This window comes from Acetobacterium sp. KB-1 (genome assembly GCF_003260995.1).
GTDB classification, from domain to species: Bacteria; Bacillota; Clostridia; order Eubacteriales; family Eubacteriaceae; genus Acetobacterium; species Acetobacterium carbinolicum.
Genome location: NZ_CP030040.1, coordinates 1947687 through 1961644, shown reverse-complemented (window position 1 = coordinate 1961644; position 13958 = coordinate 1947687). Strand labels below are relative to the sequence as shown.

9 protein-coding genes and 1 CRISPR repeat array are annotated in these 13958 nt (G+C 38.9%); all 9 genes read left to right on the top strand.

The genetic code is table 11. The features are described from left to right. Positions 1–27: 27 nt before the first annotated feature. The 9 genes from DOZ58_RS09175 (at position 28) to DOZ58_RS09140 (ending at position 13857) form a co-directional block, all read left to right on the top strand. Positions 28–1413: an AAA family ATPase gene (locus tag DOZ58_RS09175; RefSeq protein WP_242988654.1), complete on the top strand. Its 1386-nt coding sequence runs from the start codon at positions 28–30 to the stop codon at positions 1411–1413. Further along, positions 1414–2037 carry a hypothetical protein gene (locus tag DOZ58_RS09170; protein ID WP_111888007.1) on the top strand — a complete coding sequence of 208 codons (624 nt, stop codon included), beginning with the start codon at positions 1414–1416 and terminating at the stop codon, positions 2035–2037. 39 nt (positions 2038–2076) lie between these two features. Then, complete coding sequence (pglZ, locus tag DOZ58_RS09165) at positions 2077–4614, top strand: BREX-1 system phosphatase PglZ type A (protein ID WP_111888006.1); 2538 nt, start codon at positions 2077–2079, stop codon at positions 4612–4614. Between the two features lie 536 nt (positions 4615–5150). Next, positions 5151–7988: a type II CRISPR RNA-guided endonuclease Cas9 gene (gene cas9, locus DOZ58_RS09160; RefSeq protein ID WP_111888005.1), complete on the top strand. Its 2838-nt coding sequence runs from the start codon at positions 5151–5153 to the stop codon at positions 7986–7988. A 127-nt stretch (positions 7989–8115) separates the two neighbouring features. Further along, positions 8116–8499 (top strand): hypothetical protein, encoded by a 384-nt coding sequence (locus DOZ58_RS09155; RefSeq protein WP_162624488.1) that lies wholly within the window; start codon positions 8116–8118, stop codon positions 8497–8499. Further along, positions 8460–9380, top strand: a complete 921-nt coding sequence (gene cas1 / locus DOZ58_RS09150) for a type II CRISPR-associated endonuclease Cas1 (protein WP_111888003.1) — start codon at positions 8460–8462, stop codon at positions 9378–9380. The genes DOZ58_RS09155 and cas1 overlap by 40 nt, the downstream gene beginning before the upstream one ends. A gap of 7 nt (positions 9381–9387) precedes the next feature. Next, positions 9388–9696 carry a CRISPR-associated endonuclease Cas2 gene (gene cas2 / locus DOZ58_RS09145; protein WP_111889724.1) on the top strand — a complete coding sequence of 103 codons (309 nt, stop codon included), beginning with the start codon at positions 9388–9390 and terminating at the stop codon, positions 9694–9696. A 90-nt stretch (positions 9697–9786) separates the two neighbouring features. Continuing rightward, positions 9787–12196: direct repeats of the CRISPR family, unit length 36 nt; unit sequence GTTTTGGTTCTCTGATGGATATTGATAAACTTACAC. Positions 12197–12223: 27 nt separating this feature from the next. Further along, positions 12224–12424 carry a hypothetical protein gene (locus tag DOZ58_RS18545; protein WP_162624487.1) on the top strand — a complete coding sequence of 67 codons (201 nt, stop codon included), beginning with the start codon at positions 12224–12226 and terminating at the stop codon, positions 12422–12424. Positions 12425–12816: 392 nt separating this feature from the next. Beyond that, positions 12817–13857: a virulence RhuM family protein gene (locus DOZ58_RS09140; RefSeq protein ID WP_111888002.1), complete on the top strand. Its 1041-nt coding sequence runs from the start codon at positions 12817–12819 to the stop codon at positions 13855–13857. Positions 13858–13958: the final 101 nt, after the last annotated feature.

The following is a 13958-nucleotide window of genomic DNA, read 5'->3' as shown; positions in this document are numbered from 1 at the left end:
ATCGATGAAAAAATTGCTGTCTATGAGTTGCTCCAAAAATCTAAAAATACCAGAAGAGAGGTCTATGTGATGAAAAATGGGATCAACAAAGAATGGACGCTCCATGTTGAAAACTTTGCTAAAATTGTCTCGGCCGACATAAAAATAGCGCCGCTGATGTGTTTTGTAGGAGACAACAATAGCGGAAAAAGCTATTTGATGAGCTTGCTGTGGGGCTTGCTGACTTATAGCAAAGATTATTTTCCGTCCAAACCACCTGAAACAGCCAATTATAAAGTCTGTGAAGCGTTTGTTAAAAAGAATATTGGCAAGGACATGCAATTGTCAAACTCGGAAATACAGCTATTTATTGACTGGTTTAACCAGATATTGGCAAAAAATGCCAGAGCATTAACAAAAAAAATCTTTAACTATGAGATGGAAATCGGGAAAATAGAAATCCGAGACTATTCGATCAAAGACTCTTTGACGATGAAATGGAACAATGATGGGGTACGCTATTCGTTTAGAAATAATACCATCACGATTCCGTTAAAAGAAAATCATACCAAAGAGGATATTTTTATAACCTGTGTTTATTTCTGTTGGAATATTGTCATGGAAGGAATCGCAGCGCCTCTTTATACACCGGTTGTCAAAGGTCGAAGAAGTGGCGAACCGGTCTATTTGCCGGCTTCTCGAATGGGGTTTATGCTAACCTATTTACAGCTATTGGATGCATCTTTGACCAATAGCTTTTCGGGAACGGATGAAACGGGTAACAGTAGTACCTTGACCATGCCCTACGTTGACTTTCTGAGATTGATATTAAAATTTGAAAATGTCAGCAAAATCTCGAAAAAGAATGAACAATTGATTGAATTTATTGAGGAGAGGATGATCGGTGGAAAAATAGCAATTAAAAAAGAATACGCGCCGACTTTTAATTATATACCTTTTGGATCAAAGAGAGAGCTTCCCCTTTATATTTCATCTTCGGTAGTGGCTGAGGTTTCGCCGTTGCTGTTATTGTTAAAATCAAATATTCAATTCAATACTATAATCATTGAAGAACCGGAAGCGCATTTGCATCCGAGACTCCAATGGGAGATGGCAAAATTGATTATAAAACTCGTAAATAGTGGGATTCCGGTTTGGATCACCACCCACAGTGATACCATTTTACAGCATGTCAACAATATGATAAAACTTGATAACAATGCGGATAAAGCCAAATTGATGGAAGAATATTCTTATTCAAAAGACGATATGATAAACAGAGAAATGATCGCAATGTATCAATTTAACTCAGATAATATGGGAAAGACAAATATTGAACCGCTGGAATCGAACGAATACGGCTTTATTGTCCCCACTTTCAATGCGGCATTGGAAAACCTGGTCAATGAAGTGTATGCATTTCAGGAGGATTAAATGATAGCTGAGACAAGAATTCAGTATGCTCTGGATCATTTTATCGCAGAAAAATATTTTGATGCAGAAGCGGAAGAATATCTTCTAAAAGAGATGCGTGATAGTGGTAAAAGTGAATTAAAGATTAAAATCACCAGGGATAATCTCTGTATTGAAGATTTTGATAGCCGGGGTAAATGCAACTTTGTGAGACCAGATAAAAATATCGGTATGAAAAAAAGTGTAGATCACTTGATTTTTAGAAAAATAGAGGATCAATGGGAACTTCATCTGATTGAAATGAAGAGTTCGATTGGTGATCGTAAGTGGATTGAAATCAAACAAAAATTTAGAGCCAGTTATTTAAATGCCAAGGCGATTGCAGTTTTTGTAGGAATTACAATTGATAAAGTCATACTCTACACAACATATGAAAAAGCAGATATTACTGGCAGACCTAGTGGGACAACAGATTTAAAAAGCTACGCACCGAAACTGGGAGAAAAATTAATCAATATCAAAAAAGAATGGGACACTGGAATCGTAGAGCTCAATTTTGGTCATTATGAGGCGTTTCAGCATACCAAAATAAAAATGACCAGATCAGATGATCAAACTACGCTACTGGGAGAATACACGATATAAATACATGCAAGGGCTTTAAAGCTGATAAGGGGGTGACGTATGAATCTGCAAACGATACAAGAACAATTAAATAAAGAATTCCAGGGAGAAGGACGAAGGCTTGTTTTCTGGTATGATGATAACGGCGAATTCATCGAAGATATAGAAAGCCTGCTATTAGATAACGCAAGGATCCATCGTTTAACTGGAGACAATACTCTGTACACCAAGTTTTTTCTTGAGTGTGAGGATCATAACTACCTGATTTATGCTCCTTTTCCGAAGCCTGGTGATAAGGATAATCATTTGGCAGATATGGTTTATTATTCCCGGCAATTTTTTACGGATCGCGTGTCGCTTCTGTGCAGTACCTATAGTATTCCAGAAAAACATCGGGAACAGCTTTCCCAGTATGGAAAATTCTGGAAAGCCAATGAACGGATTGATAAGTTTATTGCTTTAGGGATTGCGGAATATAATCCGGAAATCATTGAAATCGGACTGCTTGCGGTGTTGGCGGGGGTGAAAACCCCCAGCCTGGATGAGATTCTAAAAAAAATGATTATCAGTGGCGGTTTAAAAGAGAATAAATATAAAGAAAACAAATACCTGGATGAGTTTGAAAAAATGGATATTCTGTCCAGTTTTTGGGCTTTATGTGCTAAATACTACGGCTATGTGGAAGAAAACAAAACCTTTGAAAAACTGGTCGCCACGCTTTTGGTTACCCACACTGCCAATTCGTTTATCGGGGAACTGCCAAAAAGCTGGCAGCCTTTTGTTTCGCATAAGAAAAACGATGTAGCTATTTTTGTTTCCAATTTTATGAATAATATTTATTCGCAGGATCGGTATGATAAAATCGCCAGCGAAATTGGCAGGAAATTGAAGGTCGATGATTTTCTGGCTTCGGTGCCAGTTGAGAATTACTTTGAATGTGACACCTTCGCAGCCTTTGATGTTTACATCATTAGGGCGATGGCCGAAGACCTGGTGAACCGAGGTGCCCCTCTTCCAGAGGAACACCGGGAAATGATCAGAAACCGTAGCGCCCGAAAACACTTTTCCCCAACCTACTTGCATCATTATAAAGCTTTGGATAAGGCTGATCAGCTGGTTGGCGGCATTCAGGCTTTTTCACAGGAATTGCTGGAAGTTGGAAATGCCGATGAATTTATTCAGATGTATGCCACAAAATGGGAAAGCATCGACCGCTATTACCGTGGTTTTTATACGGCCTATGACAAGATCCAGGGCGATGAGGCGTTGCATGAATTAAGAAGCTGGGTTGAAAACTTGTATACCAATGCCTATCTGCTTAAGTTGTCCATTGCCTGGGCGGACACCCTGGAAAAGGTAGCCGGATGGCATCAATTAGCCGGCGAAAAACAGTGGCATTTCTATCAATGGCAGGTAGCTCCGGCGATAAAAAAAGAAGTAACCGTGGTGATTATCTCCGATGCCCTTCGCTATGAGGCTGGAGTAGAACTTGATAAACGACTCAATGAGCGGGCCAATACCAAATCGGAAATCAGTCCGATGATTGCGGCGCTGCCATCCTTTACCCGTCTGGGCATGGCGGCGTTGTTGCCTCATCAATCCTTGACCATTAATTCAGCCGGTGATGTGCTGGTGGATGGGATGCCCTGTTTATCCAGTGAACAACGGGAGAAGATCTTAAAAACCCGTCATCCACTATCGGTTGTCGCCACCTATCAGGCGGTGATGGCAATGAATCGGCAGTCCATCCGCAAGCTCATGACCGGACAAGAGCTGATTTATATCTATCATAATCAGATCGATGCCCGGGGTGACCATATGGCCACGGAAAATGAAGTGTTTACGGCAGTGGAGGAGACGGTGAGTGAACTCATAAATCTGATTCAAAAACTGACCGTGGATAAATCCATTACCAATTACATCATCACGGCGGATCATGGCTTTATTTACAAGCGCGATAAGCTCGATGAAAGTGATAAGCTTACCTTGCCAAAACAGTCCGGCGACTTTATTAATAAGCGATTTATCCTTTCTAATGAATTGCCCGACTTAAATGGAACTTTGACTTATCCTCTGGATTACGCCGGAGCTCAAAATAAGGATGTGTTGGTTTCCGTGCCCCGGGGTGTGGCTGTTTTCAAAACCCCCGGCGGCGGGCAGAACTTTGTCCACGGTGGGGCCAGCTTTCAGGAAATAGTGATTCCACTGATAAAAGTCAAAACCGAAAAAAGAAAGAAAGATGTGGAAAAGGTGACGGTTGTCCTTACTTCAGTGACCCGCAAGATTACCAACCTGATTGTCTATCTGGATTTTCTGCAAAATGAAGCCGTTACCGATCGTCTGCGGCCAGCCAAGGTTGAAGTCTACTTTGAAAGTGAGTCCGGAGATAAAATATCCGACCGGGAAATCATCGTGGCGGATCGAAAAGACCAGGAAGTTGATAAACGTATGTTTAAAGAAAAATTTATCTTTAGAAATCAGAACTATTCACAAGATGAAAAGTACGATCTGGTCATGAAGGATGTCGTATCGGAGATAGAATTGGCACGACATGAATTTATCATCGATATTGCCTTAGTAGATGATTTTGGATTTTGACCACCAATGCAAAAAAGCATGGAGAGCAGTGTGATCACTGCATCCATGCTTTTTTTTATTAAAGAGGGAAAAGACGCTATATAAGTTGAATTAACATTTTTGTAGGGGTGATTATTAATCGCCCGCACACTGCACATGCCAGCTCAATTTGCAAAATTCTTTAATCAAACATATATAGTCTGAAAATCAGTTTAATAATCAATCGTTTCCATAAAGATAATTGCATAAATATCCGCATGGGCGTATAATGGAACAAGGAGTCATTTATAGTAAACATTATCTTGCTCAAGTAAATAAAAAGCACCCCGAAAGGTGCTTTGCATTTTAAAAAAGGTGGATTGCTTGACGGTTACCACCATACCCCACGGCGACCTCGTTAGAAGTGCCTTATCTTAGAACTACTGATGGATATTGATAAACTTACACTAAATCAATAAAATTATCGATGGATATTGATAAACTTACGCATTAGTAATTCTTTGAATTAATTGTATACGATTAAAAATGCATTGTCAATCTGTTTAAGGAGAAAAATTATGTTAAAATATCGACTGGGTTTAGATATCGGCATTGGTTCAATTGGTTGGGCGATCATTTCGGGCGATTCAAAGGTGGCTCGTATTGAAAATTTCGGGGTGCGGATTTTTGAATCAGGAGAAGATCCGCGACAAAATGAACGAAAAAGTCAGCAGCGGAGAGGTTTTCGAGGGGCGAGACGATTGATCCGTCGGAAAAAGCACAGAAAAGAACGGATAAAGGGACATCTGCAGAATATTGGTTTGGTAAAGATTGAGGAACTTAATCAGTATTTTGAAACAAATAATCAGGACATCTATGAAATTCGGGTTAAGGCGCTGAATGAAAAAATTTCCCCGAAGGAGATCGGCGCTTGCCTGATCCATTTTGCTAATAATCGGGGCTATAAGGATTTTTATGCCTTGGAAGTAGAATCACTCGATGCCGAAGAAGAGGCGGATTATGAAGCCCTAAACAATTTTGATAAGCTTTATAAATCATCAAATTTTAGAACTCCGGCGGAGTGCATTTTAGAAAAATTTAAAAAGGACGGGCAGCCTTATCCCGATTTTAGAAACAATCATTTCAAATCGGTTCATTATTTAATTAATCGTGAGTATTTAAAAAATGAAATGCACCAGATATTAGAAGAACAAAGTAAGTATTATGAATGCCTATCGTCAGCTAATATTGAGAGACTGGATGCCATTATCTTTGATCAACGGGATTTCGAAGATGGCCCAGGTGATAAAAATGATGCGTATAGACGTTACAAAGGATTTTTGCTTTCAGTTGGAAAGTGTATGTACTACAAAGATTTGGATCGCGGCTTTCGTAGCACGGTTATCTCAGATGTTTATGCGGTGATAAATACCTTATCTCAATACCGATATGAGGACAGTGAACCGGGTGACTATTATTTAAAACCCGAGGCTGCCAGGGAATTGGTTCAAACCTTGCTTAAAACCGGAAATCTGACCATGACCGAGGCAAAAAAGATTGTAAAAAAACATGGTATCACGATGTCAAAGAGTGATTTTTCAGATGATAGCGCTCTTTCAAAAGCTATCAAGTATCTTAAAGTGATCAAGAATATGATTGAATGTTGCGGTTTGGATTGGAATGGTTTTATTAGTGAAGACCAATTTGATGTCGATAATTATTCACGGCTGCATCAGATGGGCGAACTAATTTCAAAATATCAAACCCCTAAACGAAGAAAGGATGAACTTAAGAAACTGTCCTGGATGACTGAACCCTTGTTAAAGGAGCTGTGTGCAAAGAAAATTAGTGGCACCAGTAATGTCAGTTATAAATATATGTGCGAGGCAATTCAGGCTTTTATGAATGGCGAAACCTATGGTAATTTTCAGGCCAATAAACTCAAAGAACGGCAGGAAAATATCAGTCCGGAATATCGAAGTATGCTTTTAAAAACCCTGGATGATCCGGAGATAAAAGATAATCCGGTGGTGTTCCGCGCTATTAATGAAACCAGAAAGCTGATTAATGCCATTATTCGGAAATATGGCAGTCCGGAGTGTATCAATTTGGAGGTTGCCAGTGAGCTTAATCGGAGTTTTACAGAGCGCGCAGTGATTCAGAAAAACCAAAAGGAAAATGAAAAGAACAACGATAGAGTAAAAAAAGAAATCGCTGATCTTTTGCAGATTGAGGTTGGCGATGCCAGTGGCCCCCAAATTGACAAGTATAAATTATATTATCAACAGAATTGTAAATGTCTCTATTCGGGCAAAACCTTGGGCGATATTGAACTAGTTTTGAGGGATAAATCTCATCGCTACGAAGTCGACCATATTGTTCCGTATTCGCTTATACTGGATAATACCCTGCATAATAAAGCACTGGTGCTAGGTAATGAAAATCAGGTTAAGAAACAGCGAACACCCCTGATGTATATGGGGAATCAGCAAAAAGAGGATTTTATTGCCCGGATCAATGAAATGCATAATAAAAAACAAAAGCAGATATCAGATAAAAAATACAAATACTTAATGCTTGAAAATCTTAATGATGAGAACATGTTGCGAGATTGGAAATCAAGAAATATTAACGATACCCGTTATATCACTAAATATTTAATTGGCTATCTAAAATCCAATTTGCAGTTTAACAGTAACCGACCAGAACCGGTTTATGGGATTAAAGGCGGGATTACTTCTAAGTTTCGAAGAATCTGGTTGCGGGACACCAATTGGGGCAAGGAAATAAAAGATCGGGAATCATATCTCAATCATGCGGTGGATGCGGTTGTTATCGCCAACTTGACACCGGCCTATGTAGAAATTTCATCGGACAATATGAAACTGGGCCAGATGAGTAGACGCTACCGGAATACCACGAATGATGAATATCAGAAATATTTAAAAGACTGTCTTGTCAAAATGAGTGAATTTTATGGCTTTAAACCCGAATATACCCAGCGACTGCTAACAAAAACAAACAGAGTGCCTTCTTTTGTCGATCAACTGGAAAAAGAAGTGGCCATTCGTTTTGATGAAGAAAACCCGGAATTGTTTGATGAACGGGTGCAAGCCTTTTATGGGGGGGTGTCTGATTTTGTGATCAAACCTCATCTGCCCATTGTTTCACAGAAACAGGAACGGAAATACCGGGGGAAGATTTCTGATGCAGAACCAATAAAAGTATGCGAAATTGATGGGGTTTTAATGAAGATCAATCGAGCAAATATTAGTGATTTAAAACCAAAAGATATGGTGCGTTTAAGAACGGCTGATACTGATTTGATTGAAAGTCTGGAAGAAGTATTTGAGACATTTCCAACTGTTGATGCATATCTCAAGACCTATAACTTAAAACAGTTTAAAACAGTTTAAAACAAAGAAGGGTCAAACTGTTAACCGAGTATCAGTGATAGAGGGTTCAATAAGCAACTATTATAAAAAAGAGATCAGTGAACAGAATTATTCTATTCTCGGAAAAATGAAATATTACTGTGTCGAGGTGTACCAAAATAAAAAAGGTGAAACAGCCATCTGGGGGATTAAGCATACGGATCTTACTAATAAAGATAAAAAGCTATGTTTAAAAGAGAAGTCATTGCCAGAGAACTATGGAGAACATGTGATGTATCTGTTTAAAAATGATTATATTAAAGTGTTTAGCAAGAAAAAAGATGAAATGAAGTTTTTGGGTTTTTATAAATCAGTAGAGAACGTAAATCAAAATAAATTGAAAGTAGCTTTACCAACAAAACCGAAACGAAAAACACCGCTTACTGTTTCAAAATCCGATGTATTCAAAAAATATGATATCGATATTCTAGGTAACAAAGGGGGTGAAATCAAATGTTCCGCACCCTTATCATTAATACCGGCGAAAAAATAACTGTAAAAAACAATTGGCTGATCGTATCCGAAAATGAGGAAGAAAAGAAAATTCCACTTTCAGATATTTATTCCATTGTCATTGACAATCCACGGACTACCTTGACCATTGCTGCCTTAAACGCCATTACCCAATGCGGTGCCCATATTTTATTCTGTGATGAAAGCCATTTGCCGGTTTCCCACACTTATCCGATGAATGGCAGCTATGCACCGTTTGGAAAACTGAAAATGCAGATTGAGATGACGGAGTTTTTTAAAGGTCTTTTATGGAAAACCATTATCCAAGGGAAAATAAAAAATCAGGCGAAGGTATTGTCTCTCTGCAAGGTGCCGGATGAGCACGTGCAGCGGATGTTGAAGTTCAGGGATGAGGTGGACTATGATGATGTCACCAATCGCGAAGGGATTGCGGCCAAGTGGTTTTTTAATCGGCTTTATGGGGCGGGTTTTGTCAGAGATCACGATAACGCTATTAATGCCGCTCTTAATTATGGTTATACCATCATGAGGTCATCGGTTGCTAAAACACTGGCGGTATTCGGCTTTAGCTGTGCATTGGGTGTTCACCATATTAATCGTCACAACGGTTTTAATCTGGCCGATGATTTAATGGAACCATTGCGGCCATTGGTGGATTTATGGGTAGATCAGAATCAGGAGGACCTGGTTAATGAGCTGACAAAAGAAAATCGACGGGATCTTGTTAATCTGGTGAATCACACGGTTCTGGTGGGCAACCGGAAGTATCACTTGCGGTATGCTCTGACAGAATATATTTCCAGCCTGACTTCAGCAATTGCTAAAGAAGATGTGACCTTGTTGAAAATTCCGGAAATTCAGTTGAATGATGTGTTTTTTAAGGGGAATGATGGTGAATAACAGAGTCATGCGAATTATAGTAATGTTTGATTTACCAACGTTAACGAAAAGCGATCGCCGCGAGGCGTCATTATTCCGAACAAACCTGATCAAGAATGGATTCTTTATGGTGCAATTATCGGTATATTGTAGAGTGACCCGTAATCATGATGATGCCCGAAAAAATGTAGGCATCATCAAATCCTTTCTCCCACCCCACGGCTCGGTGAGAGTGCTGACAATTACCGAAAAACAATATGCGTCTATGCAGATCTTAATAGGCGATAAAACAGCATCTGAAACATTTCTCAATACGGAAGACATTTTGGAACTCTAAAATCGCATCAACATGCGGTTTTAGGTCATGAAAAAATAAAATCAGATTATGATTGCAATTAGCTAAAAAACATGTTAAATTGAATTTAAGGTTTTGGTTCTCTGATGGATATTGATAAACTTACACAATGCCACTGAAGTATTCACCAAAGAAGTAGTTTTGGTTCTCTGATGGATATTGATAAACTTACACATTCCGATCGATCTTTACGCTGGTATTACTGTTTTGGTTCTCTGATGGATATTGATAAACTTACACTAAAATCTCAACTGCTACATGGGCGGGAAGTTTTGGTTCTCTGATGGATATTGATAAACTTACACCTTTGCTCACAGCTTTAAATTTGATATTGGGTTTTGGTTCTCTGATGGATATTGATAAACTTACACTCTCATTATTGATTGAAAGACTTCGACTTTGTTTTGGTTCTCTGATGGATATTGATAAACTTACACCTATTCGTTCTCGATATCGTAGCCGATAGCGTTTTGGTTCTCTGATGGATATTGATAAACTTACACCCGGGCCAACCGCTGCGACCAATGCCCCAGGTTTTGGTTCTCTGATGGATATTGATAAACTTACACGATAGTCCTTGAGCTTAATATCCTTACCCCGTTTTGGTTCTCTGATGGATATTGATAAACTTACACCAAAACCACCAACCGTACAGACTAGGCTTGGTTTTGGTTCTCTGATGGATATTGATAAACTTACACGTAGGGCTTCTTCTTATCTTGATACTATAGGTTTTGGTTCTCTGATGGATATTGATAAACTTACACGAAATAACGTAATATAAACTAACAGCACTTGTTTTGGTTCTCTGATGGATATTGATAAACTTACACAGCCCAAGAAAACTATAAGTACGGTAGCACGTTTTGGTTCTCTGATGGATATTGATAAACTTACACTCATAGACGCTACTAAAGCGCCCATCAACAGTTTTGGTTCTCTGATGGATATTGATAAACTTACACTTTTATATTCATCGGAAGTCAAAACCTCTAGTTTTGGTTCTCTGATGGATATTGATAAACTTACACTTACTATTCCAGTGATGATCGTAGTTAGTGGTTTTGGTTCTCTGATGGATATTGATAAACTTACACATAAGTTTACAATGTGTCTTAATCCGATGACGTTTTGGTTCTCTGATGGATATTGATAAACTTACACCGCCCAAGTCGGTGTATCGTTGCCAAGCCCGTTTTGGTTCTCTGATGGATATTGATAAACTTACACAAACCGTTCTGTCTCCCTCAGCTTCTACGCGTTTTGGTTCTCTGATGGATATTGATAAACTTACACGTTGTTGTCTCATATTTATTTACCAGCCTTGTTTTGGTTCTCTGATGGATATTGATAAACTTACACTGTTACATCTTGCGTGTATGGTGCTGATGGTTTTGGTTCTCTGATGGATATTGATAAACTTACACACGCTTATCCTTAACTGTTACCCATTTCTTGTTTTGGTTCTCTGATGGATATTGATAAACTTACACATCCGTAACACTGCATGTAATTAACGGCCTGTTTTGGTTCTCTGATGGATATTGATAAACTTACACAAACCGTTAATGCGTTGAAATAAATTTCATGTTTTGGTTCTCTGATGGATATTGATAAACTTACACCTTTCCACTTAACGCCGCCGTATGGGTCAGTTTTGGTTCTCTGATGGATATTGATAAACTTACACTGGTTTACCCCTTTACTTTGTAATCAATGCGTTTTGGTTCTCTGATGGATATTGATAAACTTACACGAATTTGACAAGATGGCCATTAAAACAGTCGTTTTGGTTCTCTGATGGATATTGATAAACTTACACCCGGATTTGTTGTTTTTGTATACAATTTACGTTTTGGTTCTCTGATGGATATTGATAAACTTACACCAGTGGCTCCGTCTGCATACCATGGCTGCCGTTTTGGTTCTCTGATGGATATTGATAAACTTACACACGAAGGTTGCGTTGCGTTAGTACCAATCGGTTTTGGTTCTCTGATGGATATTGATAAACTTACACTGGACCATAGCGACATTGAAACCCCGGACCGTTTTGGTTCTCTGATGGATATTGATAAACTTACACCAATACCTTCATGATATCGTGAACCCACATGTTTTGGTTCTCTGATGGATATTGATAAACTTACACCGTTTGTTTACACAATTAACAGCGTAGTAAGTTTTGGTTCTCTGATGGATATTGATAAACTTACACTTTATAAAAGTATTGCTTACAATTCTGGGAGTTTTGGTTCTCTGATGGATATTGATAAACTTACACGTAAAAAAGACAGTAAAGAGAGTACAGAGCGTTTTGGTTCTCTGATGGATATTGATAAACTTACACTGATGATAAACAACAGCATCAGTATGCTTGGTTTTGGTTCTCCGATGGATATTGATAAACTTACACATATTTTTGATCTGTACGAAGAACTCCGCTGTTTTGGTTCTCTGATGGATATTGTATACGCTGGAAACCGGAATCGATCTGCTGCAGGAAGAAATGGAATCCATGGCGGAAGCATTTCTGGATTACATGAATATTAAACCATCCATGAAACGCATGGATAGTGTGATGGTGGCTTCAAACTGTAAAAAAATGACCCGGCTGGAAATTCTGTACAGCTGTATTGCCAATATGGTAAAGGCTATTCATCAAGCTGATAAAACCGGATCGCACCGGGAAACCCATTCCAAAAAATAAAAAAATCCATTACCCCCGACAGCCTCCAGAATCCCTCGGATCCGGATGCAACCTTTCGACGCAAAGCTGGAAAAAACCATAAAGGTTATGTGGGTAATATCATCGAAACCTTCGATGAACGAGGTGCCATCATTACTGGCTATGATTATGACATCAACAGTCACAGTGACAGTCAATTCTGCAAATAAACAATCAGTAAGTTGGGATATCAGAATGAAGCGACCACCTTGCTGGCCGTTGGAGCCTATGCAAGCACCGACAATTACGAACAGGCCGTCCAAAACAATATCGAACTGGTCACCACTGCATTAAGTCGGTGACTTTTGACATTTGTTCTAATATATGACAATATGTATGATATTTGCCGCATGTTTAATCAGGAGGGATTCTAAATGACCAGACGGAACAATGATAAAAAGAAAAACGAAATTACCATACATAGCAGTGCTGCTGAGTACTTAACCTTTGTCGCTTCCAGCGGGGAGGGCGGCGTTGAAATACGTTACGAAGATGAGAATATTTGGCTTACACAAAAAATGATGGCGGAACTCTATGATGTCAGCGTTTCTGCAATCAATCAGCATATTAAAAAAATATTTGGCGACGGAGAACTTGAGTCTGCAGCAGTTATTAAGAAATTCTTAATAACTGCTGCAGATGGTAAACGGTACAAGACAAATCATTATAGTCTGCAATTGATTATCGCAGTGGGATTCAAGGTTAACAACGAACGCGCAGTTCGTTTTAGGAAATGGGCGATTCAAATTGTCAAAGATTATACGATACAAGGTTGGACAATGGACGTTGATCGGCTCAAAAAAGGCCATATGTTTACAGACGAATATTTTGACCGTCAACTACAATATATTCGCGAAATTCGGTTATCAGAACGCAAATTTTATCAAAAAGTGACCGATATTTATGCCACTGCCTTCGATTATGACAAAGATGCCAATACTACTCGTGAGTTTTTCAAGTTAGTCCAAAATAAAATGCACTGGGCTGTTCATCGTCACACGGCAGCTGAGTTGATTGTGGAACGAGCTGATGCTAAAAAAGAGAATATGGGTCTGACCACATGGCAGGCTGCACCCCAGGGAAAAATCATCAAAGCAGATGTTTCAATTGCGAAGAATTATCTAAATGAAAAAGAAATGGATTATATGGGACGTATTGTGTCCATTTATTTGGATTATGCAGAATTACAAGCTGAACGCAAGATTCCTTTATCGATGGAAGACTGGGCAAAAAGGCTCGACGGTTTTTTAGAGTTTAATGGTAACGAAATTTTAAAGGGGGCTGGTAAAATATCCCATGAACAGGCAAAACTCCATGCCGAAACCGAGTTTGAAAAGTATCGTATTGTGCAGGATCGACTTTTTGTTAGTGATTTTGATCGGTTTATGGGATTCGAAGACAAGCCAATAGAGTAATAAATTGTAAAATTGGTTATAATCGAAGACTATCAGTCGTAAGTGCCTCAAAAGATGACGTATAGCAAGTTTGATCTAAACCTGATATACTGATGACATCA

Bases quoted from the DNA above. Each gene is read 5' to 3' on its own strand.
- cas1 (WP_111888003.1), top strand. From the start codon at position 8,460: ATGTTCCGCACCCTTATCATTAATACCGGCGAAAAAATAACTGTAAAA.
- DOZ58_RS18545 (WP_162624487.1), top strand. From the start codon at position 12,224: ATGGAATCCATGGCGGAAGCATTTCTGGATTACATGAATATTAAACCA.
- DOZ58_RS09140 (WP_111888002.1), top strand. From the start codon at position 12,817: ATGACCAGACGGAACAATGATAAAAAGAAAAACGAAATTACCATACAT.
- cas9 (WP_111888005.1), top strand. From the start codon at position 5,151: ATGTTAAAATATCGACTGGGTTTAGATATCGGCATTGGTTCAATTGGT.
- DOZ58_RS09170 (WP_111888007.1), top strand. From the start codon at position 1,414: ATGATAGCTGAGACAAGAATTCAGTATGCTCTGGATCATTTTATCGCA.
- pglZ (WP_111888006.1), top strand. From the start codon at position 2,077: ATGAATCTGCAAACGATACAAGAACAATTAAATAAAGAATTCCAGGGA.
- cas2 (WP_111889724.1), top strand. From the start codon at position 9,388: ATGCGAATTATAGTAATGTTTGATTTACCAACGTTAACGAAAAGCGAT.